Origin of the sequence: Caloranaerobacter longqiensis, from assembly GCF_050286925.1 — a bacterium.
Taxonomy (GTDB): Bacteria; Bacillota; Clostridia; order Tissierellales; family Thermohalobacteraceae; genus Caloranaerobacter.
This window is the reverse complement of sequence record NZ_JBFWFX010000012.1, coordinates 1-23,465: the sequence shown is the minus strand read 5'-3', so window position 1 is coordinate 23,465 and position 23,465 is coordinate 1. Positions and strand designations below refer to the sequence as shown.

The following is a 23,465-nucleotide window of genomic DNA, read 5'->3' as shown; positions in this document are numbered from 1 at the left end:
CATATTTTAAAAATTAATCTTTTCAATATTATCATATGCAATCTCTCTAGCTTCTTCTAAAGAATTTCCTATTTACCTGATTAATCTTCAATTATTTATCATTTTTCTTTCTCAATAAGACGCAATAATTCTTTTTCTTCACTCCACTCATCATTACCACCTGTAGGAGGAATATATTTAATCCACATTTTTTTATCCATTCTGTCACCAACCGGTAATTATTTTAAATAAAATATACCTATAAATAAACTACTATCCTTATCTCCCAATAAATGTTTAATTTGTATTTTTATTTTATTTTACCATATAATATCAAGTAAGCAAATAGCAAAAATGAATGACAAATACAAATTGGGACAGTAAGTTTAGCTTACTGTCCCAATTTCCCAATATCTCTTCTATAATACATATTCTCAAAATTAATCTTTTCAAGATTATCATATACAACTTCTCTAGCTTCTTCTAGAGAATTTCCTAAAGCCGTAACTGTAAGTACTCTACCTCCATTTGTATAAATTTTACCATCTACTTTTTTCGTTCCTCCATGAAAAACAATAACTTCTTTATCAACTCTATCTAGTCCTGTAACTAGCTTTCCTTTTTCATAGCTTACTGGATAACCTCTTGATGCTGCTACTACACATACACAATGTTTATCTTCCCATTTCAAATCATCTTCTATCAATTTTCCAGACAAAGTCTTTTCAAAAATTTCAATTATATCGCTCTTTAATCTTGGGAGTATTACTTCGGTTTCTGGATCGCCCATTCTAACATTAAATTCTAAAACTTTAGGACCGTCCTTTGTAAGCATAAGTCCTATAAATAAAATTCCCTGATAAAATATTTTTTCCATATTCAACCCATACATAATACGATCCAATATTTCTTCTCTAATAGTATTTTTTAGTGCTTGAGTAAATAATGGGTGTGGTGAAAAGCATCCCATACCACCTGTATTCGGTCCTTCATCTCCTTCAAATATCTTTTTATAATCTTTTGCACTCTCCATAGGTATTATTTTTTTGCCGTCAATAATACATAAAAGTGATGCCTCTATACCTTCCAAATATTCTTCTATAACTATATTTTCACCAGATAAACCAAACTTTTTCTCCTCCATCATATCAATTATAGTTTTTTCAGCTTCTTGTCTAGTTTTACAGATTACTACACCTTTTCCACCAGCTAAACCGTCTGCCTTTATTACCAAAGGATATTCAAAACTACCGAGAGCTTCAATTGCATTTTTACTATTTTTAAAGGTTTTGTATTTCGCTGTAGGTATGTTATACTTTTCCATAAATTTTTTAGCAAATATTTTACTACCTTCTAGCATTGCACCTTTTTTATCTGGCCCTATTATATTAAGCCCTTTTTCTTTGAATTTATCGACAATGCCTTCTACCAATGGTGCTTCAGGACCTACTATAGTCAAATTAATATTCTCTTTTAAAGCAAATTCTGATAAAAGTTCTATATCTTCAGCCTTTATGTTTACATTTTCAGCAATCTCACTTATTCCTCCATTACCAGGTATGCAATATATTTTACTTACCTTCGGACTTTTAGATATCTTCCAAACTATTGCATGCTCCCTTGCACCACCGCCTACAACTAAAACCTTCATTCCCCATTCATCCTTTCATTTTCGCTATTTAATTCTGTCATTCGCTTTTTGTGTTTCGCTTTCCGCTCTTTATTTAGCAAATAACCAATAATGATCAACGAATTAATTTTACATTTTAAATTTTCAATTTTAAATTTATAATAATGCTAATGCTTAAAATGTCTTATACCTGTAAATACCATAGCTATACCATATTTATTTGCTGCTTCAATAGACTCTTTATCTCTAATCGAACCACCAGGCTGAATAATTGCAGTTATTCCTGCTTTATAAGCTGCTTCTACACAATCAGGGAATGGGAAGAATGCATCAGATGCCATTACACTGTTTTTAACTCGATTCCCGCCCTGTTTTATAGCATTCTCTAAAGCCCATATCCTACTAACCTGCCCTGGCCCAACAGCAACAGTTCCTTTATCCTTAGCTAATACAATTGCATTAGATTTTACATTCTTTACTGCCTTCCAAGCAAATAATAAATCCTCTAATTCTTTTTCAGTAGGTTTTCTCTCTGTTACAAATTTAAGTTCATCTTGTATAAGTTTAGTATTTCTGTCTTGAATTAATATTCCGCCTAGTACTCTTTTAATATCATATCCACTTTCTTCTCTTGCAGTAATTTCAGGTAAAACCAGTATCCTAATATTTTTCTTAGAAGTAAGCACTTCCAAAGCTTCAGCAGTATATGATGGAGCTATCACTACTTCTATAAAGATTTTATTTATCATCTCGGCAGTTTCTCTATCAATTTCCCTATTTGCCGCAATAATTCCACCAAATATTGACACTTTATCTGACTCATATGCTTTTTTAAATGCTTCACTAATAGTATTACCGCTACCTATACCACATGGATTAGTATGTTTTACAGCTACTACAGTCGGTTCTTCAAATTCCTTTAAAATCTCTAATGCACCATTTGTATCGTTTATGTTATTAAAAGATAGTTCTTTTCCATGAAGCTTTTTTGCCTGTCCTAAAGTTCCTTTTGTTGGATATACATCAGTATAAAATGCTGCTTTTTGATGAGGATTTTCTCCATATCTTAAATCTTGCTTTTTCTCAAATGTTAAAGTAATTAAATCTGGCATATCTATATTGGCTCTTTTGTTAAAATACTCTGATATTAATGCATCATAATGACTTGTATATTGAAATACTTTAGCAGCAAGATATTCTTTAGTCTTTAAACTTACGTCTCCTTTTTCCTTTAACTCATTTACTACTTTGTCATAATCATTAGGATCTACTATAACTGTAACGTATTTATAGTTTTTAGCTGCTGCTCTAAGCATAGATGGGCCACCTATATCGATATTTTCTATTATCTCTTCATGAGCTGCATTAGGATTACTTACTGTTTCCTTAAAAGGATATAGATTGTTAACAACCATATCTATACAGTCTATTTCAAGCTCCTTTAAAGTTTTAATATGATCATCATTATCTCTTATTGCTAATAACCCACCATGAATTTTAGGATGCAGTGTCTTTACTCTTCCATCAAGACATTCAGGAAAACCTGTTACATCTGAAATATCTATAGTTTCTATCCCATTTTCAGCAAGCTTTTTTCTCGTTCCTCCAGTTGATATAATTTCCCATCCTAACTCCTTTAACTTTCTTGAAAATTCTACTATGCCTGTCTTATCATATACGCTAATAAGTGCTCTTTTCAAAGTAAATACCTCCTCTTTTCATTTCCATTAGTTCCTAGCTACAAGCTACTAAAGAACAATATGCTACTAGTTACCAGTTGCCATGATACTGTAAATAGAAATGCAAAATGTAAAATTTAAATCTAATCCCTAATTATTACCTTTCTGCCTATGACTTCTAATTTGTTTTCACAAAACAATTTTACTGCCATTGGTAAAAGCTTATGTTCTACTTTCAACACTTTTTCTCTAAGCGTATCTACAGTATCATTATCATCTACAAAAACAGCTTCTTGTAATATAATAGGTCCTGTATCTGCTCCTTCATCGACAAAATGGACAGTAGCACCTGTTATCTTAACCCCATACTCTAATACTGCTCTATGGACTTTTTCTCCATAATATCCTTTCCCGCAAAAGCTCGGAATCAAAGAAGGATGTATATTAATAATTCTATTTTTATAATGATTGACAAACTCTTTGCTCAATACTTTTAAATATCCTGCTAATACTACTAATTCAACTTGCCGTTTTTCTAGTTCATCTAATATTTTTAAATCAAATTCTATATCACTATTAAATTCCTTCCTATTTATATAGAGAGCTTCTATTAAATTTTTTCTTGCTCTTACAAGCCCATAAGCATCTTTTCTATTAGAAATTACAACCTTTATTTTTCCATTTATATAGCCTTTATCTATACTATCAATCAAGGCCTGAAGATTAGTACCGCTTCCTGAAATTAAGACACCAATATTTACTGATGACATATTCTAATGCCACCTTCTCCCTTTTTTATCTCCCCTATTAGATATGCCCTTTCTCCTATGCTATTTAAATAATCTAATACTTTATCTCCATCTTCTTTGTCTACAGCTATAACCATTCCAATTCCCATATTAAAAGTAGAATACATTTCTTTTTTATCGATTCTACCTAATTTTTCGATTAATTTAAAAATAGCTGGTATATCTATATATCTAACATCTATATCTGCAACAAATCCTTCAGGAAGCATTCTTGGTATATTCTCATAAAATCCTCCACCTGTAATATGACTCATTCCCTTTACAACATATTTATCTAAAATCTTTTCAATTACATCTGCATATATACGAGTAGGTTTTAATAACTCTTCCCCCAAAGTCGTTCCCAATTCATCCACATATTGATTGACGCTGAATTTCTCTATTTCAAAAAATAACTTTCTAACTAAAGAAAAACCGTTACTATGAAGTCCACTAGATTTAAGTCCTATCAAAACATCTCCTTCAGAAATACTAGAGCCGTCAATAATTTTATCTTTATCTACTATGCCTACTGCAAATCCAACTAAATCGTATTCACCTTTACTGTAAACACCGGGCATTTCAGCAGTTTCTCCACCTATTAAAGCACATCCAGCTTTTACGCAACCGTTCGCTACTCCTTCAACTATTTTTGAAATAACTGTAGGCTCTATCTTATATGTCCCAATATAATCAAGAAAAAATAAAGGTTTTGCACCCTGGCACAATATATCATTTACACACATTGCAACACAATCTTCTCCAATTGTATCGTGCTTATCCATCATATAAGCGACTTTTAGTTTAGTTCCCACTCCATCCGTTCCCGATACTAAAATAGGTTCCTTGTATTTATCTGTATCTATTTTAAAAAGGCCACTAAAGCCTCCTATACTCGACATAACTCCTTTAGTATAAGTTCTCTTTACATGTTCTTTAATCAGATTAACCGCTTCATATCCAGCTTTAATATCAACACCTGCATCTTTATAAGTAATACCTTTAGTACCCATATAAACCTCCTTATAGGAATGTAAAATGTAAAATTAATGATTAAAAACTATTAACTCCTATTATTAAACACCAAATAATTTTACATTTTCCATTTTCAATTTTTCATTTTTATTTTTAGCCCAATGGTACTTCCATAGGATAATCACCATTAAAACAAGCTAAACAAAACCCTCCATTTTTACCTGTAGTTTTTATAAGGCCTTCGATAGATAAATAACTCAAGCTATCCGCATTTATCAACTTTCTAATCTCTTCAGTAGTATTCTTTGCACCTATAAGTTGTTTTCTCTCAGGAGTGTCTATCCCAAAGAAGCAAGGATACTTAACAGGTGGTGAACTTATTCTTACATGCACTTCTTTAGCTCCAGCCGATTTTAAAATATCTACAATTCTTCTTATAGTAGTCCCTCTAACTATAGAATCATCTACTAAAACGACTCTCTTCCCTTTTATATTTTCCTTTAATACGTTAAGTTTAAGTCTTACTCCCTGCTCCCTTAACTCTTGACTAGGCTTAATAAAAGTTCTTCCAACATATCTATTTTTTATTAATCCTTCACTAAAAGGGATTCCCGACTCTTCTGAAAATCCTATTGCAGCCGCCGTACCTGAATCTGGAACAGATATAACTATATCTGCATCAACTTTAGACTCTCTCGCAAGAATCCTGCCAGCTTCTTTTCTAGCAAGATAAACGCTAATTCCATCCATTATACTATCAGGTCTAGCAAAATAAATTAACTCAAAAATGCATAAACTTTTTTTGCACCATTTATCATATGGTATACTTTTCATACCTTTTTCATCAATGATAATGATTTCTCCAGGTTCTACATCCCTAATAAAATCAGCACCAACAGTATCTAACGCACAACTTTCCGATGCAATAACAAAACCTTTCTTTAATTTCCCTATACATAAAGGCCTTATCCCATATGGATCTCTTACTCCTATTAACATATCTCCCATAGTCAATACTAATGCATAAGAGCCTCTAATAAGTTCCATAACCTTTTTTATTGCACTTTCAATACCCGATTTATGATATCTTGCTATCAAATTAACTATTACTTCAGTATCTATAGTAGTTTGAAGTACAACACCTTCTTCTTCTAATATTTCTCTTATAGTATGAGCATTCACTAAATTGCCATTATGGGCTAATGCAATATCTCCATTTTTATACTTAACTACTAAAGGTTGAGCATTTGAAGCTCTACTTTCTCCTGTTGTAGAATATCTAACATGCCCTATACTTATATTGCCATCAAGATTTTTCAAAACATCGTCATCAAATACCTCAGATACCAATCCCATGCCTTTACAGTATTTGATTTTACCTTTATTATTAACAGCAATGCCGCAGCTTTCCTGTCCTCTATGCTGCAGCGAATATAATCCAAAGTAAGTAAGTTTAGAAATGTCTTTTATATCATTCGAATATATTCCAACTATACCACATTCTTCATTTAACTTATCACTACATGCTAGCCCATTATACATGGCAATACACTCCTTAATTTATCTGTAATATCCTCTACTTTAACATCAATTACTGAACTGCCATTAATTTCTATTGATAATTTATCTTTTATGGTTCTTCCTAATACTGTAAATGGGATTTCGTATTTATTACATAATTCTTTTAATTTGTCTACATTATTCGAATCTAAAGATACCAATATTCTTGATTGACTTTCTGAAAATAAGTATATATCTTCTCTTAAATCTGTATCTACTGAAATTTCAGCTCCTAAATTACCTTTAGAGCAGCACTCACATAATGCTAATGCTAATCCTCCCTCACTCAAATCGTGAGCTGACTTTATAAGTTTTTTATCTATAAGCTCAAGACATAAATCTTGTAATCTTTTTTCTAAATCTAAATCTATTTCTGGTACTTCACCTAATTCTAAACCATGAATTACCTTTAAATATTCACTTGCACCAATTTCTTCCTTAGTTGAACCTAAAAGTACAATAATATCGCCTTCATCTTTAAATTCCATAGTCATAACTTTATCTAGATCCTCTATAAGTCCTACCATTCCTATTATTGGAGTCGGATATATTGCATTTTCTGGAGTTTCGTTGTAAAAACTTACATTACCACTTACAACTGGAGTATTGAACTTCCTGCAAGCTTCACTTATACCTAAAATACTCTCTCTAAACTGCCAGAATCTATCTGGCTTCTCTGGATTTCCAAAATTAAGTCCATCAGTAATAGCTAAAGGTTTCCCACCAGTTACAACAATATTTCTAGCCGCTTCAGCAACTGCAATCTGAGCCCCTCTTCTAGGATTTAAATAACAATATCTACTATTACAATCTGTCGTAGCAGCTATGGCTTTATTCGTTCCATCAATTCTAATTACAGCTGCATCTGAACCAGGGGTTATTATCGTATTAGTTCTTACCTGATAATCGTACTGATTATAAACCCATTCTCTACTGCATAAATTTGTAGAGCTAAGCATTTTAAATAATGCTTCATTTAAATCATTAACTTCCTTTAATTTATCTATCGAAAGAGCTCTCTTTTTATCTATATACTCTGGCTTTTTGTATTCTCTGTAATATTTTGGTGCCTCATCAGCTAAAGATTTTGCAGGTACCCTGCCAACTATTTTGCCATTTTCCATAATAGTCAACATTCCATCATCCGTAACTTTTCCTATAACGGCCGAATGAAGTCCCCATTTATCAAATATCTTTTTAACCTTTTCTTCTGCACCCTTTTTTATAACAAGAAGCATTCTTTCTTGTGATTCCGATATCATTACTTCTACAGGTAGCATTCCTTCTTCTCTTCTAGGAACTAATGACACGTCTATTACCATACCTGAATTACCTCTAGAAGCCATTTCACTACATGCTGATGTTAATCCAGCAGCTCCTAAATCCTGTATGCCGACAACATAATCTGTATCTAGAAGTTCAAGACAAGCTTCTAATAACAACTTTTCCATAAATGGGTCTCCAACTTGGACTGCTGACCTCTGTTCTGCTGTTTCTTCAGTCAATTCTACAGAAGCAAAACTCGCTCCTCCTATCCCATCTCTTCCAGTAGATGCCCCTACATACATAACTAAATTCCCAACACCTGCTGCAGTTCCTCTGTGAATTTTATCGTGTTCAATAACCCCAATACACATAGCATTTACTAAAGGATTGCCTTGGTAACATTTGTTGAAATATACTTCTCCACCTACCGTTGGAATACCGATGCAGTTTCCATATCCTCCAATTCCTGAAACTACTCCACTAAATAAATATCTCATATGAGCGTCATCTTCTATTTCTCCAAATCTTAGAGAATTTAGAAGTGCTATTGGTCTTGCTCCCATTGCAAAAATATCTCTGATAATTCCTCCAACACCAGTTGCAGCTCCTTGATAAGGCTCTACTGCGGAAGGGTGATTGTGGCTTTCTATTTTCATTGCTATAGCTTTGTTATCTCCTATATCAATAATTCCAGCATTTTCACCAGGCCCTTGAAGTACTCTTTCATTTGATGTTGGAAAATGCTTAAAAAGTGCTCTTGAGTTCTTGTAACTGCAATGTTCAGACCACATAACACCGTACATATTTAACTCTAAATTATTAGGTTCTCTGCCTAAGATTTCTAATATTTTATCGTATTCTTCCTTAGTAAGTCCTACACTTTTCCAAGGCTTATTATTCATCACTTGAAATGTCCCCTCTCTAAATAATCTATTATAGATTTGAATAGCGCTAGTCCATCTTCATTTTCTAACAATAATTCTGAAGCCCTTTCAGGATGCGGCATCATTCCCAATACATTACCCGATTTATTACATATTCCTGCAATATTTTTTACAGAACCATTCGGATTTGATTTTTCATCTATTAGACCATCTTTACTGCAATATCTAAAGACAATTTGATTATTCTTTTCGAGCTGGGCTAATCCTTCTTCATCAATGAAATAATTACCTTCACCATGAGCTATAGGTATATTAATAACCTGTCCTTTTTCATAATTTAAAGTAAAAGGTGTAGTATTATTTTCGACTCTAATAGGAACAGTTTTACATATGAACTTAAGATTATTGTTCCTTATAAGTGCCCCAGGAAGTAATCCCACTTCAGTTAATATCTGAAATCCATTGCAAATCCCTATTACCAATTTCCCTTTATTAGCATGTTTAACCACGCTGTCCATGATTTTAGAAAATCTTGCTATTGCTCCGCATCTTAAATAATCACCGTATGAAAAACCACCTGGCAAAATTATTACGTCATATTTTTCTATATTTTCTGTATCATGCCAAACATAATCTACATCCCTATTAAGAACATTTGATAATACTTTGTAGCAGTCTATATCACAATTAGAACCTGGAAAAACAACGACTCCGAATTTCATTTTTAACCCTCCAGTATCTCAAAACTGTACTTTTCCATAACTGTATTAGCCAATAATTTCTCACACATCTCTTTTATCTTGATTTCAGCTTCTTCCCTATTTACATCTTCAAGTTCAAGCTCAATTATCTTCCCTATTCTTACTTTATTAACTTCTCTATACCCTAAAGAATTTAATGCTTCTTTAACTGCATTGCCTTGAGGGTCCGAAATGCCTTTTTTTAAAGTTACATAAACTACTGCCTTCATTATAGAACCTCCTCTACTCTCCTTAATACTTCTCTATAAGCCTCCTCTACTTTACCTAAATCTCTTCTAAACCTATCTTTATCCATTTTTTGATTTGTTTCTTTATCCCATAATCTGCATGTATCTGGTGATATTTCATCAGCTAAAATAATTCTACCATCATATCTTCCAAACTCCAATTTGAAATCTATAAGTTTTAAGCCAACTTTTTCGAAAAAGTCCACTAATATTTCATTTATTTTTAATGCCTTTTCCTTTATAATTTCTAATTCTTCCTTATCTACAAGTTTTAATGCTTGTATATGATAATCATTAATTAATGGATCACCTAATTCATCATTTTTATAGCAAAATTCAAGAACTGTAGTCTCTAACTGTGTTCCTTCTTTAAACCCAAGTCGTTTTGCTAAAGAACCTGCTGCAACATTTCTGACAATAACTTCTATTGGTATGATTTCTACAGCTTTAACTAGCATCCTTCTTTCGTCAATCAATTTGATAAAATGTGTTTCTATTCCAGCATTTTCTAATAATTTAAAAAGCATTGCTGATATTTTATTGTTTATGATTCCCTTGTTTTCTATAGTTCCTTTCTTTTCTCCATTAAATGCAGTTGCATCATCCTTATATTCAATTAAATATACCTTCTCATCATCAGTTTTATAAACTCTTTTCGCCTTTCCTTCATAAATAAACTCTTTTTTCATTCTAACCCCTCCTAATTTTTTTCTTTTATTTGTCTATCTTTTTCTTCAACAATTCTTTTCATTTCCTCTCTGTACTCTCTTAACTTATCCTTTAATTCTGTATATTTTAGCGACAATATTTCAACTGCTAATAACCCCGCATTTTCTGCTCCATTAATAGCTACAGTTGCAACTGGTATACCTTTTGGCATCTGAACTATTGACAATAAAGAATCCATCCCATCTAATGTTGAAGATTTAATTGGCAGGCCAATAACAGGCAGAATAGTTACTGCTGCTAAAACACCTGGAAGATGAGCTGCTTTTCCTGCCGCTGCAATTATCAAATCAAATCCATTACTCTCTGCATTTTTTGCAAACTCTAACGCTTTATATGGTGTTCTGTGAGCCGATAATACTCTTACTTCTCTCTCAATTCCAAACTTATCTAATATTTCTAATGTCTTTGAAACTATTGGAAAGTCTGAATCACTTCCCATCACCACAGCTACTTTCATTTTAAAACCCCTCCTTTTAATTATTTAGACATTCGCAATTCATTTTTCGATATTCGATATCTACAGCATATCATACCTACCACCTGTAGCGAAGAATTGATTCTTCGCTACTAGCTTTTAATAATCAAATATCGAATAATTAAAAAATTTTAAATTTTTTATATTTTAAATTTTCAATTTTAATCAATACCTCAGCCATAAACATAAAAGTCCGAAATGACAATACTTTATTCCGGACTTTTACTAATCGGTCAACCCTTCACACTCATTAATGTGGCATTATAAACTTTAATACAAATAGTATTCCTAAAATATACATTATAGGTGAAACTTGTTTTCCTTTACCTGTTAACAATTTTAATAAAATGTAAGAGATTATGCCAAATACTATACCATCAGCAATGCTATAAGTTAATGGCATCATTATTATTGTTAAAAATGCTGGAATTGCTTCTGTAAAATCTTCTAAATTTATCTTTTTAATTGGAGACATCATAAATAAACCAACTAATATTAAAGCTGGTGCAGTAGCAGCACTTGGAACCATTGTAAATAGTGGTGAGAATAATAGGGCTATTGCAAACATACCAGCAGTTGTTAATGATGTTAAACCTGTTCTACCACCTTCGGCTACTCCTGATGCGCTTTCTACATAAGTTGTAACAGTACTTGTTCCCAAAATGGCACCAACAGTAGTACCTATAGCATCAGCAAATAGAGCCTGTTTTGCTTTAGGTAGTTTACCTTCTTTATCAAGCATATCAGCTTTAGATGCAACTCCTACTAATGTACCGACAGTATCAAACATGTCAACAAATAGGAATGTAAATAAAACTACTAACATGTCTAAAGTAAGTATGCTTGAAAAATCAAATTTAAACATTATAGGTGATAATGAAGGAGGTAAACTTATAATCTTCATTCCTTCAGGTAATTGTGTTACACCCATAGGAATACCTATTATAGTAGTAATAATAATCCCTATTAATAATGCACCTTTTACATTTCTAGCTAACAAAATACCTGTAACTACTAAACCTATCAAGGCCAATAAAGGTGATTTACTTGTTATATCACCTAATTTTACTATTATCCCATCTAATTTACCATCACCAACATATGACATTCCTGTTTCTACAATTCCTGAATTAACTAGTCCTATAAAAGCTATAAATAAACCAATCCCTACTGAAACAGCATGCTTTATATTTAATGGAATACAATTTATGATTGCCTCACGAACATTTAAGAATGTTAATATTATAAATATAATTCCTTCTAAAAATACTGCTGTCAATGCAACTTGCCATGAATATCCCATTTTTAATACAACTGTATAAGCAAAGTATGCATTTAATCCCATACCTGGTGCTAATGCGAATGGATAATTTGCATAAAGTGCCATTACTAATGTTGCTATAATAGCTGATAGAGCCGTTGCAGTAAATAATGCCTTGGAGTCCATACCAGTTGCAGATAAAGTCGATGGATTAACTATTAGTATATACGCCATTGTCATAAAAGTTGTTATACCTGCTGTAATCTCTGTTTTGATGTTTGTATTGTTTTCTGATAGCTTAAAAAATTTCTCCACTACTATACCTCCTTATTTTTTATTTAATGCTGACTATTAACTTGTCAGCCTAATTTATTATAATTAAAAGCCCGGTCAGGGTAGGTTTTTATGCTATAAGTGAAACCTACCCGACCGGGCTTTTATCCCCTCGGTGTGATATTACACATGGTAATACCTGTACCGCTCGGACCAGACGAAAACATTACATAAAAGTAAAGTTTTCCGGAACCCTAGGTACACTTTCACTCATAGTCAAGCAATTTACGGTTGCTTGGTAGAGACTCCCCAGCCATATTCCAGGGATTATATGAGTGCCGAATATTCTGTTTTCTTAAGACTAATGATAACAGATTAAAATACATAAGTCAATACTTTTTACGAATATTAAATATAATTAATAAAAATAATGTTTGTTATAGTACGAACATTATTTACTCCCATTCAATGGTTCCAGGTGGTTTAGACGTTATATCGTATACTACTCTGTTTACATTTTCTACATTGTTAACTATTTTATTTGATATTTCCTCTAATATATCAAATGGTATTTTAGCCCAATCTGCTGTCATTCCATCCGTACTAGTTACCGCTCTTAACACTACTAAATGACTGTATGTTCTTTCATCTCCCATAACCCCTACACTTTTCACGTCTGGTAGAACAGCAAAATACTGCCAAATCTTTTTATCAAGTCCATTTCTCTTAATTTCTTGTCTAAATATCCAATCAGCTTCACGAACTATTTCTAATTTTTCTTCAGTTATCTCGCCTAAAACCCTTATAGCCAATCCAGGCCCAGGGAACGGCTGTCTGTCTACTATTTCATCTGGTATATTAAGTTTTCTTCCAACTTCTCTCACTTCATCTTTAAATAATAATCTCAGAGGTTCTATAATTTCAAAATCAACATCTTCAGGAAGTCCACCTACATTATGATGGCTCTTTATAACAGAAGCTTTATCAGTTCCACTCTCTATAACATCTGGATATATTGTGCCTTGAACAAGATAGTCAACTTTCCCAAGTTTGCTTTTCTCTTCTTCAAAAACTCTAATAAATTCTTCTCCTATTATCTTTCTCTTCTTTTCCGGATCAGTTACCCCTTTTAGCTTACTTAAAAATCTATCCTTTGCATTGACTCTTATTAAATTCATATTGAATTTGTCTCTAAATATTTTCTCTACTTGGTCTCCTTCATCTTTTCTAAGCAAACCATGGTCAACAAAAATACAAGTAAGATTATGCCCTATCGCTTTATGAACTAATACTGCAGCAACAGAAGAATCTACTCCTCCTGACAATGCACATATAGCTTTTTTGTTTCCTATTTTCTCCTTTAATTCTCTAATAGATTGATCAATAAAATCCTCCATAGTCCAATTAGGTTCACATTTGCAAATATTATATATGAAATTTTTAATTATATCTCTACCTCTTTGAGTGTGTTCTACTTCTGGATGAAACTGAACTGCAAAAATATTTTTTTCTTCATTTTTCATCGCTGCAACGGGACAAGAATCTGTGCTTGCTATAACTTTAAAACCTTCAGGAAGTTTTTCAATAAAATCAGTATGACTCATCCAACATATTATACTTTCTTCTAAACCTTTAAATAAATCACTATTATCGATAATTTCTAATTTAGTCTTTCCGTACTCTCTAGAATCGGCTTTACTCACTTCTCCACCAAAAACTTGTGCAATCAATTGGCCACCATAACAAATTCCTAAGATTGGTACGTCTAAATCAAAAACTCCTTGATTGCATTTTGGAGAATCTTCTGCATAAACACTAGCAGGCCCTCCCGAGAAAATAATTCCTTTTGGAGATTTAGCCTTTATCTTTTCAACATCATAATCATAAGGTACTATTTCACAATATACATTTGCTTCTCTTACTCTTCTAGCTATTAATTGACTATATTGTCCTCCAAAATCAAGTATTAGAATTAAATCGTTCTTCATTATACTACCTCCGCTTTTACGAAATGTAAAATGAAAAATAGAGCTTGTTGACAAAGTAAAATATTTTATGAAAATGACGCTCATGCAGACGAATTTAGAAAAAACTTAAGGCTTTCAAGCATTCGCTTTCATTTTCATAAATATTAAAAAATATAAGAAAATATAAGTTTGTCAACAGTCTGAATTTTAAATTTAGTATTTCTATCTTCCACTATAATTAGGTGCTTCTTTTGTAATTTGTATATCATGAGGATGACTTTCAATCAAACCAGCCTGAGTTATCCTTATAAATTGTCCTCTTTCTTGTAAATCTTTGATTGTTGGTGTACCACAATAGCCCATTCCTGCCTTAAGTCCACCAACTAATTGGAATATAGTATCTTTAAGCGGTCCTTTATATGGAACTCTTCCTTCCACACCTTCTGGTACTAGTTTTTTACTATCTTCTTGGAAATATCTATCTTTACTTCCAGAAGTCATAGCTCCAATTGAACCCATACCTCTGTATACTTTAAATCTTCTACCTTGGTATAACACAGTTTCTCCTGGACTTTCTTCAGTTCCTGCAAATAAAGAACCCATCATAACTACATCTGCTCCTGCAGCTATAGCCTTAACTATATCTCCAGAATATTTGATGCCCCCATCTCCTATAATAGGAACATTGTATTTCTTTGCCGCTTGTGCACAATCATAAATAGCTGTAATCTGAGGTACTCCTACACCTGCTACAACTCTTGTTGTGCATATTGAACCAGGACCTATACCAACTTTTACGGCATCTGCACCAGCCTTTATTAAATCTTCAGTAGCCTCTGCAGTTGCAACATTTCCAGCTATCAATTGAAGTTCAGGGAACTTTTCTTTTATCTTACTTACAGCTTCAAGAACCCCTTTAGAATGTCCATGTGCTGTATCTATAACAACAACATCTACTTGTGCATCTACTAGCGCTTTAACCCTATCAAGCATATCTTTTGTAACTCCAACTGCCGCTCCAACTAATAATCTACCCTTACTATCCTTGGCTGAATTTGGATATTCTATAGATTTTTCAATATCTTTGATTGTAATTAACCCTACCAACTTTCCATCATCATCTATTAATGGAAGTTTTTCTATTTTATGTTTCTTCATTATCTCTTGAGCTTCTTCCATAGAAATTCCTCTTTTAGCTGTAACAAGATTGTCTTTAGTCATAACTTCTTTAATTTTCTTGCTTGTATCAGTTTCAAATCTTATATCTCTGTTTGTTATAATACCTACTAATTTTTTGTTTGCATCAGTTATTGGTACGCCAGATATGCGATACCTTTCCATAAGTTCTAAAGCATCCGATACACTATGTTCTGGTGAAAGATAGAAAGGATTTGTGATAACGCCATGTTCTGACCTCTTAACTTTATCTACTTCCATAGCCTGTCTTTCTATAGACATGTTTTTATGAATAATACCAATTCCGCCCTCTCTTGCAATAGCTATAGCCAACCTAGCTTCCGTAACTGTATCCATACCCGCACTCATTATAGGAATATTAAGTTTAATTTTTCTTGTAAGATAAGTTTCAACATTTACTTCTTTAGGTAGTACCTCGGATTTAGCTGGTATTAAAAGAACGTCATCAAAAGTTAATCCTTCTTTTAAAAACTTTTCCATTAAAATTCCTCCCCGATTTATTATTAAATAGCTAAACAAAAAAACACAAACCCCTGAGTGGAATTTGTGTTTTGAGTACAAAAACTACACCTTAGCTATAAATATAGCTAGGCTTAATACAAAATTCCACTCATAGTCAGGCAATTTACGGTTGCCTGGTAGAAACTTTCTGGCCATATTCCAGAAATTATATGAGTGTAGCCGTTATTTAGTTTTCTTTTTAAGTTAACAAAAATTTTGGGGATTGTCAAGATTAATTTATATAGAAAATTGCGTATCTTATTTGAATTTTAAAAAAAAGAGGCATCTAATATAGATACCTCATTTACTTATCCTTTTTCACTGCAACATATATATTAAAAATTAAACCAATAATCAATATATACATAACAAAATCATTAATATAATATTGAGAATACCCAATTATTTTTGTCCCAAAGAGATTCACTGCCATATCTTTTAGCTTTTCACTCTCTAAAACTAATCCAATACTATAATTCAACCTGCTTACATAAAATATTTTTAATAGGATAACAGCAATAAATAAAACCGCATTAACTATTGAAACTCTCTTTAACACTATCTTTCCCACTCCTAAATATCCAAAACTTTTTCAACTCGTCCAAATTTACATCCATTATATAACAAACTTTTGAGGGTATCAATACCATTTATGTTATCATTTTTCGAATCCTTCTTCAAATTTCATTATATTATGCCATATTAATGTAATATATGTTTCAAAAAAGTAGCATGTTATTATATAATTAATTAAAAAATAGTTTTCACATAGTCTATCATGCCTTCGTTTTATAATTTAATTACTTTTTAACAAATCAAACAACATAAAATTTAAAGGTGATTGCATGCTATGTTAGGTATAAAATTTATAGATAGAAACTTAATACTAACTATAATAGCCTTAATTCCAGTATTTGATATGATATATGGTATAATAAATGCAAAAAAAATAATGCTAACTCTTAGAGAAGAAGTCAAAAATGAGCATAGAGAGGAATATGAAGAATATATTAGAAATTTTATACATCTAATATCTACTATTTCTTTTATTATAATAGATAATACAGTTTTAAGACTATTAATTGCTATTGTTTACTTATTGATAGGATTTATATATGCTGTTGTATACTTTAAAATTAGTGAAAAGAAAAATGAAAAAATCCTTTTTGTGATTTTAGCAACTATCTATTTAGGAATATTTTTAGTCGCAATAGTATAAACATTCAGCAGGAAATAAGGAGACAATTCTCCTGTTTCCTTTTAGATACACTAGAACCATCCCCCTGTATCCTTCTGTTCCCTTGTTTCCTTTGAAATTCATTAAATTTATATAATATAAAATATATTTAAAATCATATCTTTTTATGATATGATAGGTTATGTAAAATAGAATATAGGAGAAAAAATAGGTTTTTATATTAAAAGGGAAATCGGTGCAAATCCGATACAGCCACCGCTACTGTGAGTGGTTACGAAATCAATATATAAGCCACTGGGTTGACTGGGAAAGCATTGAGAGTAGGATAATCCACGAGTCAGGAGACCTGCCTATTTTTTTTTACGAGAAGTAAACCTTCGGTGGGAAGGGGTACTTTTATTTGTTATGTTTAAAATAGCAAAATAAAGCCCATACCTTAAAGAAGGTTATGGGCTTTTTTCATATTAACTTCATAAAAATCAAGGTGATACTATGGCAGAAAACAAAATCGTAAACAAAAATGTAATATTAATCTTATTTTATTATTTTAACTATAATAAGTTTTTTTATAAGCGTAGGCAATGGAGCAGTAAAAATTTCACCTATATTTATTAAGAAGAAAAGAAGGTGTTAGATGATTGGAATTAGAGCTGAAGGACTTTGTGTTAACTATGGAAAGAAAGAAATATTAAAAGAAGTCAATTTAAAAGTTAATGACGGGGAACTAGTTTCAATAATAAGACCTAATAGTTCGGGAAAATCAACTCTTCTTAAAGCATTATCAAGATGTTTAAAACCATCTAAAGGTAATATATATTTGGACAATGAAGATATTTATTCTATTAATACTAAAAAAATAGCCCAAAAGCTAGCAATTTTACCTCAAATTAAAAATATTTCAGCAGATGTAACAGTAGAAAATCTCGTATCATATGGCAGATATCCGCATCTTGGCTTTAGAAAAAGACTTCTCAAAGAGGACAAAGAGATAGTAGACTGGGCTATAGAAAAAACTGGGCTTCAAAAATTAAGAAAAAGATTTGTACCAAGATAAAAGAGATGTAATTTGAAAACTTAATATGTATCTTAATGGAAAAAATAATTCAAGAAGATCCTGATTTTATTTTTGTTCAAACTATGGGCAGTGATAAAGAAAAGATATTTAAAAAATTAAAAAGCGATGTAGAATCTAATCCAGCTTGGGCATCATTAACAGCCGTAAAAAATAATAGATACATAATCCTTCCAAAAGATTTATATCTATACAAACCTAATGATAGATATGCAGAAGCATATGAAAAATTAGCGAAAATTCTTTACCCTGAAGTATTTAACAAAGAACAAAATCTTCATTTTAAATAAATTAAGGCAAATTTTGTTGAAATCCATTACGGAAATTATATTCAAAATTATCTATAATTTAATAAGGAATACAATTTCCTATGGATTATAAAAAATTTCAGCTGCACAAAGCTAAATTTCAATTTTAAAAATTGAAACTTAGCTTTATTTTATTCATATTTGCAAACATTTTGGATACAACAGAACCATCACTTTGTTTCTTTCCCTTTGTTTTCAACTTCCCTTTTTTTCAATTTAAACTATTTTATTGTTTGCTATCTCTTTTTTTCATGCTATATATTTTTTATTAAGTAAAATACTAATAATGAATGGATTTTAAATGATAGTCGATAGTTAATAGATTAATAACTACCAACCAAAAATCAGATGTTTTGGTAAAATTAAGTATTTAATAGCGAATTACGAAAAGCCAATAAATCTAAATCGGAGGTATTGCCATGGCAAATTTTAATTCTAAGCTAGATTATAGAACTCTCTCATTAATCGAAGAACAATTAAGACAAGAAAAACTACTATATAAAAAATACTTAAATTATGCAGAAATGTGTTATGATAGCGAGCTTAAAAACTTATGCTACAACGCTAGTAAGAGACATAAGAAAAATTATAAGAAAGTACTTAGCTATTTAGTTGATAGCCGATAAAAAAATTTAAAATATAAAATTAGTCGATGGTCAACAGTCAGTAGATTAGCTGGATATCGTATAAAATTAGGTACTAGTTACTTGATACTAGAATTAGAAAACAAAGCAAGAAAAAATTAGGTACTAGGTACTAAGCACATAATATTTAAAATTTAGAATTTAAAATTTAAAATTTAAAATTCATATGGTCAGGAGGCATACCTCATGTATATTATTAACAATTTATCAGAAAAAGAAATATTAAATGACTTAGTATTGTCGGAAAAGGAATTAGCAATTTCTTATAATAATACAATTGTTGAATCAACTTGCCCATTTTTAAGGAAAATACTATCTGAATGTCTAAACGATATTCAAGATATTCAATATACAATATATAATATAATGGATGAAAGAGGATGGAATAGAAGCCGTCTAGTAAATAAATCAGATTTACTTAATACAGTAGAAAAATTTCAATCTATACAATAAATAAAAACCTCCGGTTTTTTACCGGAGGTTTTTTATTACATCATTGGCATTCCGCCACCCATTCCCATGTTGTCTTTTTCTTCTTCCTTATCTGCTACTACAGTAGGTGTTAATTGTTTCTAAAAAAAGGACCTTCTACTTCTATATGATCATTATAAATTATTATTTTATCAATGAAACCTTCTAATATAATCCTTTTTTCTTCAAAAGTAGCTTCTTGCCATATTTCATCAAAATTTTGTATGATATTATAAAGCTCTTCAAAATCAAAATTATTATCTTGAGTTGCAGCAACTTCATTAATAGAGTTTTCTAATGCCTTCTTTTCATTATAGAGCTTTTCAATTCTTTCAGATATTATGCTAACAGGTATCTTATCATCTTGATATAAATCCATCAGTTTTGCAATTTGTTTATCTATTTGTTTGATTTTATTTTCTTTTATTTTATGAGTATCTATATTAATCGTTTTTTTTGTATTACTTTTATTATAAATTTCCATAAGTTCATTTTTATCAATGTTAATCTTTTTGATTTTTTCCAACACTAGAGGTTCTAATTCTTCTTTTCTCCATGTTTTATTCTTACAATTTGGATCTTTTATCATTCGCTTTTGAATTTTTCTTACTGAATAACAAGAATAATAATTGTATTTATAACCTGTACTACCGCTAAAATGACCTACATATCTAGCACCGCAATTGCCACACCATATGAAACCATTAAGTAAGTGCTTATGTTTTTTGTTATTTCTCATCTTTTCTCTTCTTCTTGCAAGTAATAAATTGGCTTTATGCCAAATATCTTCATCTATTATAGCTTCATGTTGTCCATCAAATACTTCGTCCTTATGTCTTATTTTGCCTATATATACTGGATTTTCAATTACTCTAATCATAGATACTTCTGGATGTGCATCCCAATCACCATACTTATGTTTATATCCTTTTTCCTTAAAAATCTTTGCTATTTGTCTTACGCCTTTACCTTGCACATAAAGTTCAAACAATTCTTTTACTTGCATTGCTTCATATTCATTTATTTTTAATCGATTTTCATGCGGGATATAATCATACCCTATAGGTCCAGGACCACCACCAGACCATAAGCCTTCCTTTGCCCTTTCAAGTTTCCCTAATCTTGACCTTTCTGTAATAGTTTCTCTTTCAAGTTGTGCAAAAACTGATAAAATACCTATCATTGCCCTACCAAAAGGTGTTGTTGTGTCAAAAGATTCCTGCAAAGATACAAAATCAACATTATTTGGTAAAAACTGTTCTTCGATTAGATATAAAGTATCTTTTTGGCTTCTAGATAGCCTGTCCAATTTATAAACAAGAACAATATCAATATTTTTTAATTGATTAAGCATTTTTTGTAATGCAGGTCTATCTAAATTACTGCCTGAAAAACCACCATCTATATATATGTCATATATATTCCAGCTTTTTGCTTTGCAATAGTTAATTAGTCTATCTTTTTGAGCTTGAATACTGTATCCTTCATTTGCCTGTTCTTGAGTACTAACACGAATATATATAGCAACCTTTTTCATATAATCACCTTTCTATTTTGTCAAATTTTATAATTTTTTAACCAGTTTTGTCGATTAGCTTGTCTAAATATATCAAAAGTAGTATAATCAAAACAGAACATATGTTCTAATTAGATGCTCTTAAGCTAAATAATCTGTCATCAAAAGGGGGCTTCACATGAATATTAAAATAGTAACTATTAATGTAGAAGGATTGATTGATATAAAAATTAAAGATACACTTTACATAAATAAAAATAAAGAAAAAAAATAGCAACCATTCAGGTTGTTATTTTTTATTATCTTGTTTTTTTATATCTTCTACAAATTTTACTATTTTTCTTATATCTTCTGGAGACAAACCTTTTTCTTTAAGCTCTTTTGTTACAGTTATATATTCTACACCTAATTCTCTAATTTCTAAAGGTAATTCATCTTTTTTTAGCTTGTAAATATTTCTTTCATCTGTAAGCCCAAGCAAATAATCTGTTGTAACACCATAAAATTCTGCAAATTTTTTTATCATTTCATAATCTGGTTTTCTTTCGTCATTCTCGTAATTAGATACTGTTGTTTTTCCAATGTTAAATATTTTTGCTACTTCTCTAATAGATAATTGTTTTTCTTTTCTTAATTCTTTTAATCTGCTTCCTAAAGACATAAGACTCACCTCCCATTTATATTATACACAATATGCGAAATTTTTTAAGTGCATTACGCAAAACGAGAAAAAAATTAAAAAATTATTTAAAAAAGCATTGACAATTCTCAATATGAGGACTATACTAAAATTAAGGACGCAATATGAGGACAAAAGTAGGAGGTGATAACATGATGCTTTCAGATAAAGCACAACTGAAATTGAAATCTTTACGAGTTAACTACAATATAACACAAGATGACATGGCTCAGTTATTAAACATATCAGTTCAAACTTATAACAAAAAAGAAAATGGGAAAAGTGAATTTACACAATCGGAGATAAATAAGATTTTAAGTTTGTTTGATGTAAAGTATGAAGAAATTTTTTTTAATGAAAATGTACGCAATACGAGGACAAAAGAAACTGCTTGAGTGCTAAAGGGGGAATTTTTATGGAATTGGCTTATGAAACAATACTGAAAATAGCGATTAGGATTAAAGAAAGACAAAACAAAGAAAAAGGAGGCATAAAATAAAGATGAAAGATTTACAAGTTTTCAGCAACAATGAATTTGGTAGGGTTAGAGTGATTATTAGAAATAACGAACCATGGTTTATAGGAAAAGATATAGCAGAGATTTTAGGATATTCAAATCCTTCAAAAGCAGTAATTATGCATGTTGACGAGGAAGATAGAATAAAAGAAATGATAGCACATTCCCAAAATGGGAATATGGTTAAAACTCAAACTACTTTAATCAATGAAAGTGGATTATACAGTTTAATATTAAGCAGTAAACTTCCAACAGCAAAGAAATTTAAAAGATGGGTAACATCTGAAGTGCTTCCTAGCATTCGCAAGCATGGAGCTTATATGACAGATGAAGTATTAGAAAAAGCATTAACTAGTCCAGATTTTCTTATACAGCTTGCTACAAAGCTAAAAGAAGAAAGACAGAAAAGACTAGAAGCTGAAAGATTTAATAAGCAAATAGCAGCTAGTGAAAACTCAATCCTAGTAAGACAAGTAGCTAAAATTGCATCTAAAAAAGGTATTAACATAGGAGAGAAAAGACTCTGGAATAAATTAAGGGAATGGGGATTGATTTTCAAAAATTCTACGGAACCGAAACAAAAGTACATTGATAAAGGCTATTTTGAAGTAATTGAAGGTGTAAGAGAAAGTTCAAATGGCACATTTACTTATAGGACTACACGAGTAACAGGCAAAGGTCAAGTTTATATTATTAAAAGACTTATAGAAGAAAGCATGCAAGAAGAGGTAGCAGTTACTAGATAAAGATTTTAAATGATGAAAGGAGAGTAATTAATATGACTAAACCACATTTACAAGAAGCATTTCCTAATTTGAAATTAATGACAGTTAAAGAGTGTTTAGATACTTTAGGTTGGGAATATGAGCAGATAGGTGAACATTCATTTAGAAATATAAAATGTTGTG

At 31.0% G+C, this 23,465-nt stretch carries 23 protein-coding genes and 3 riboswitches; of the genes, 7 read left to right on the top strand and 16 right to left on the bottom strand.

Going from position 1 to position 23,465, the window contains the following annotated elements; all coding sequences use genetic code 11:
* Nucleotides 1-370 precede the first annotated feature (370 nt).
* The 14 genes from purD to AB4Y15_RS09975 all read right to left on the bottom strand — a co-directional run bounded on the left by purD (nucleotide 371) and on the right by AB4Y15_RS09975 (nucleotide 16,723).
* Complete coding sequence (purD, locus tag AB4Y15_RS10040; protein WP_427340212.1) at nucleotides 371-1,630, bottom strand: phosphoribosylamine--glycine ligase; 1,260 nt, start codon at nucleotides 1,628-1,630, stop codon at nucleotides 371-373.
* Nucleotides 1,631-1,776: 146 nt separating this feature from the next.
* Nucleotides 1,777-3,309, bottom strand: coding sequence for a bifunctional phosphoribosylaminoimidazolecarboxamide formyltransferase/IMP cyclohydrolase (gene purH, locus AB4Y15_RS10035; RefSeq protein WP_427340211.1), 1,533 nt, complete (start codon nucleotides 3,307-3,309; stop codon nucleotides 1,777-1,779).
* Nucleotides 3,310-3,431: 122 nt separating this feature from the next.
* Nucleotides 3,432-4,058 carry a phosphoribosylglycinamide formyltransferase gene (gene purN / locus AB4Y15_RS10030; RefSeq protein ID WP_427340209.1) on the bottom strand — a complete coding sequence of 209 codons (627 nt, stop codon included), beginning with the start codon at nucleotides 4,056-4,058 and terminating at the stop codon, nucleotides 3,432-3,434.
* Nucleotides 4,046-5,089: a phosphoribosylformylglycinamidine cyclo-ligase gene (gene purM / locus AB4Y15_RS10025; protein WP_427340207.1), complete on the bottom strand. Its 1,044-nt coding sequence runs from the start codon at nucleotides 5,087-5,089 to the stop codon at nucleotides 4,046-4,048. Before purM ends, purN begins: the two co-directional genes overlap by 13 nt.
* A 115-nt stretch (nucleotides 5,090-5,204) precedes the next feature.
* Nucleotides 5,205-6,593, bottom strand: a complete 1,389-nt coding sequence (gene purF / locus AB4Y15_RS10020; protein WP_427340205.1) for an amidophosphoribosyltransferase — start codon at nucleotides 6,591-6,593, stop codon at nucleotides 5,205-5,207.
* Nucleotides 6,578-8,779: a phosphoribosylformylglycinamidine synthase subunit PurL gene (gene purL, locus AB4Y15_RS10015; protein WP_427340274.1), complete on the bottom strand. Its 2,202-nt coding sequence runs from the start codon at nucleotides 8,777-8,779 to the stop codon at nucleotides 6,578-6,580. Before purL ends, purF begins: the two co-directional genes overlap by 16 nt.
* Nucleotides 8,779-9,483: a phosphoribosylformylglycinamidine synthase subunit PurQ gene (gene purQ / locus AB4Y15_RS10010; RefSeq protein ID WP_427340204.1), complete on the bottom strand. Its 705-nt coding sequence runs from the start codon at nucleotides 9,481-9,483 to the stop codon at nucleotides 8,779-8,781. The genes purL and purQ overlap by 1 nt, the downstream gene beginning before the upstream one ends.
* 2 nt (nucleotides 9,484-9,485) lie before the next feature.
* The gene (gene purS, locus AB4Y15_RS10005) at nucleotides 9,486-9,731 is read right to left on the bottom strand and encodes a phosphoribosylformylglycinamidine synthase subunit PurS (RefSeq protein ID WP_427340202.1); all 246 of its coding nucleotides are present in this window, start codon (nucleotides 9,729-9,731) and stop codon (nucleotides 9,486-9,488) included.
* Nucleotides 9,731-10,438, bottom strand: coding sequence for a phosphoribosylaminoimidazolesuccinocarboxamide synthase (gene purC / locus AB4Y15_RS10000; RefSeq protein WP_427340200.1), 708 nt, complete (start codon nucleotides 10,436-10,438; stop codon nucleotides 9,731-9,733). The genes purS and purC overlap by 1 nt, the downstream gene beginning before the upstream one ends.
* Before the next feature lie 11 nt (nucleotides 10,439-10,449).
* On the bottom strand, nucleotides 10,450-10,935 hold the full coding sequence (purE, locus tag AB4Y15_RS09995) for a 5-(carboxyamino)imidazole ribonucleotide mutase (RefSeq protein ID WP_427340198.1): 486 nt from the start codon (nucleotides 10,933-10,935) through the stop codon (nucleotides 10,450-10,452).
* 268 nt (nucleotides 10,936-11,203) lie between these two features.
* Complete coding sequence (locus AB4Y15_RS09990; protein WP_427340197.1) at nucleotides 11,204-12,529, bottom strand: NCS2 family permease; 1,326 nt, start codon at nucleotides 12,527-12,529, stop codon at nucleotides 11,204-11,206.
* Nucleotides 12,530-12,740: 211 nt separating this feature from the next.
* A riboswitch (purine riboswitch) is annotated at nucleotides 12,741-12,842 on the bottom strand.
* Between the two features lie 100 nt (nucleotides 12,843-12,942).
* Nucleotides 12,943-14,475 (bottom strand): glutamine-hydrolyzing GMP synthase, encoded by a 1,533-nt coding sequence (gene guaA / locus AB4Y15_RS09985; protein WP_427340195.1) that lies wholly within the window; start codon nucleotides 14,473-14,475, stop codon nucleotides 12,943-12,945.
* Nucleotides 14,476-14,676: 201 nt separating this feature from the next.
* Nucleotides 14,677-16,131: an IMP dehydrogenase gene (gene guaB / locus AB4Y15_RS09980; protein WP_427340194.1), complete on the bottom strand. Its 1,455-nt coding sequence runs from the start codon at nucleotides 16,129-16,131 to the stop codon at nucleotides 14,677-14,679.
* A gap of 113 nt (nucleotides 16,132-16,244) precedes the next feature.
* A riboswitch (purine riboswitch) is annotated at nucleotides 16,245-16,346 on the bottom strand.
* Nucleotides 16,347-16,456: 110 nt separating this feature from the next.
* A complete protein-coding gene (locus AB4Y15_RS09975; RefSeq protein ID WP_427340193.1) occupies nucleotides 16,457-16,723 on the bottom strand; it encodes a hypothetical protein in 267 nt (88 codons plus the stop codon).
* A gap of 279 nt (nucleotides 16,724-17,002) precedes the next feature.
* Here AB4Y15_RS09975 and AB4Y15_RS09970 point away from each other — a divergent pair, with 279 nt between their 5' ends.
* The 5 genes from AB4Y15_RS09970 (at nucleotide 17,003) to AB4Y15_RS09950 (ending at nucleotide 19,827) form a co-directional block, all read left to right on the top strand.
* Entirely contained in the window at nucleotides 17,003-17,371 is a 369-nt protein-coding gene (locus AB4Y15_RS09970) for a hypothetical protein (protein WP_427340192.1), read from the top strand.
* A gap of 171 nt (nucleotides 17,372-17,542) precedes the next feature.
* A riboswitch (cobalamin riboswitch) is annotated at nucleotides 17,543-17,718 on the top strand.
* Nucleotides 17,719-17,984: 266 nt separating this feature from the next.
* Nucleotides 17,985-18,404, top strand: coding sequence for an ABC transporter ATP-binding protein (locus AB4Y15_RS09965; protein WP_427340190.1), 420 nt, complete (start codon nucleotides 17,985-17,987; stop codon nucleotides 18,402-18,404).
* A 35-nt stretch (nucleotides 18,405-18,439) separates the two neighbouring features.
* On the top strand, nucleotides 18,440-18,712 hold the full coding sequence (locus AB4Y15_RS09960) for an ABC transporter substrate-binding protein (protein ID WP_427340188.1): 273 nt from the start codon (nucleotides 18,440-18,442) through the stop codon (nucleotides 18,710-18,712).
* Between the two features lie 437 nt (nucleotides 18,713-19,149).
* A complete protein-coding gene (locus AB4Y15_RS09955; protein WP_427340186.1) occupies nucleotides 19,150-19,356 on the top strand; it encodes a hypothetical protein in 207 nt (68 codons plus the stop codon).
* 204 nt (nucleotides 19,357-19,560) lie between these two features.
* Entirely contained in the window at nucleotides 19,561-19,827 is a 267-nt protein-coding gene (locus tag AB4Y15_RS09950) for a spore coat protein (protein ID WP_427340185.1), read from the top strand.
* Nucleotides 19,828-19,936: 109 nt separating this feature from the next.
* Here AB4Y15_RS09950 and AB4Y15_RS09945 read toward each other — a convergent pair whose 3' ends face one another.
* Both AB4Y15_RS09945 and AB4Y15_RS09940 read right to left on the bottom strand, forming a co-directional pair.
* Complete coding sequence (locus tag AB4Y15_RS09945; RefSeq protein ID WP_427340183.1) at nucleotides 19,937-21,382, bottom strand: recombinase family protein; 1,446 nt, start codon at nucleotides 21,380-21,382, stop codon at nucleotides 19,937-19,939.
* Nucleotides 21,383-21,650: 268 nt separating this feature from the next.
* On the bottom strand, nucleotides 21,651-22,022 hold the full coding sequence (locus AB4Y15_RS09940) for a helix-turn-helix domain-containing protein (protein ID WP_427340181.1): 372 nt from the start codon (nucleotides 22,020-22,022) through the stop codon (nucleotides 21,651-21,653).
* A gap of 170 nt (nucleotides 22,023-22,192) precedes the next feature.
* On the opposite strand from AB4Y15_RS09940, the gene AB4Y15_RS09935 reads away from it, so the two are divergent.
* Together AB4Y15_RS09935 and AB4Y15_RS09930 are read left to right on the top strand one after the other, a co-directional pair.
* Nucleotides 22,193-22,435 carry a helix-turn-helix transcriptional regulator gene (locus AB4Y15_RS09935; protein WP_427340179.1) on the top strand — a complete coding sequence of 81 codons (243 nt, stop codon included), beginning with the start codon at nucleotides 22,193-22,195 and terminating at the stop codon, nucleotides 22,433-22,435.
* 106 nt (nucleotides 22,436-22,541) lie between these two features.
* Nucleotides 22,542-23,303, top strand: coding sequence for a BRO family protein (locus AB4Y15_RS09930; RefSeq protein WP_427340178.1), 762 nt, complete (start codon nucleotides 22,542-22,544; stop codon nucleotides 23,301-23,303).
* The last annotated feature ends 162 nt before the right edge of the window (nucleotides 23,304-23,465 follow it).

Bases quoted from the DNA above. Each gene is read 5' to 3' on its own strand.
- guaB (WP_427340194.1), bottom strand. From the start codon at position 16,131: ATGGAAAAGTTTTTAAAAGAAGGATTAACTTTTGATGACGTTCTTTTA.
- AB4Y15_RS09970 (WP_427340192.1), top strand. From the start codon at position 17,003: ATGTTAGGTATAAAATTTATAGATAGAAACTTAATACTAACTATAATA.
- AB4Y15_RS09955 (WP_427340186.1), top strand. From the start codon at position 19,150: ATGGCAAATTTTAATTCTAAGCTAGATTATAGAACTCTCTCATTAATC.
- AB4Y15_RS09930 (WP_427340178.1), top strand. From the start codon at position 22,542: ATGAAAGATTTACAAGTTTTCAGCAACAATGAATTTGGTAGGGTTAGA.
- purL (WP_427340274.1), bottom strand. From the start codon at position 8,779: ATGAATAATAAGCCTTGGAAAAGTGTAGGACTTACTAAGGAAGAATAC.
- purN (WP_427340209.1), bottom strand. From the start codon at position 4,058: ATGTCATCAGTAAATATTGGTGTCTTAATTTCAGGAAGCGGTACTAAT.
- purQ (WP_427340204.1), bottom strand. From the start codon at position 9,483: ATGAAATTCGGAGTCGTTGTTTTTCCAGGTTCTAATTGTGATATAGAC.
- purS (WP_427340202.1), bottom strand. From the start codon at position 9,731: ATGAAGGCAGTAGTTTATGTAACTTTAAAAAAAGGCATTTCGGACCCT.
- purF (WP_427340205.1), bottom strand. From the start codon at position 6,593: ATGTATAATGGGCTAGCATGTAGTGATAAGTTAAATGAAGAATGTGGT.
- AB4Y15_RS09945 (WP_427340183.1), bottom strand. From the start codon at position 21,382: ATGAAAAAGGTTGCTATATATATTCGTGTTAGTACTCAAGAACAGGCA.
- AB4Y15_RS09935 (WP_427340179.1), top strand. From the start codon at position 22,193: ATGATGCTTTCAGATAAAGCACAACTGAAATTGAAATCTTTACGAGTT.
- AB4Y15_RS09965 (WP_427340190.1), top strand. From the start codon at position 17,985: ATGATTGGAATTAGAGCTGAAGGACTTTGTGTTAACTATGGAAAGAAA.
- purM (WP_427340207.1), bottom strand. From the start codon at position 5,089: ATGGGTACTAAAGGTATTACTTATAAAGATGCAGGTGTTGATATTAAA.
- guaA (WP_427340195.1), bottom strand. From the start codon at position 14,475: ATGAAGAACGATTTAATTCTAATACTTGATTTTGGAGGACAATATAGT.
- purE (WP_427340198.1), bottom strand. From the start codon at position 10,935: ATGAAAGTAGCTGTGGTGATGGGAAGTGATTCAGACTTTCCAATAGTT.
- AB4Y15_RS09960 (WP_427340188.1), top strand. From the start codon at position 18,440: ATGGAAAAAATAATTCAAGAAGATCCTGATTTTATTTTTGTTCAAACT.
- AB4Y15_RS09950 (WP_427340185.1), top strand. From the start codon at position 19,561: ATGTATATTATTAACAATTTATCAGAAAAAGAAATATTAAATGACTTA.
- purD (WP_427340212.1), bottom strand. From the start codon at position 1,630: ATGAAGGTTTTAGTTGTAGGCGGTGGTGCAAGGGAGCATGCAATAGTT.
- AB4Y15_RS09940 (WP_427340181.1), bottom strand. From the start codon at position 22,022: ATGTCTTTAGGAAGCAGATTAAAAGAATTAAGAAAAGAAAAACAATTA.
- purC (WP_427340200.1), bottom strand. From the start codon at position 10,438: ATGAAAAAAGAGTTTATTTATGAAGGAAAGGCGAAAAGAGTTTATAAA.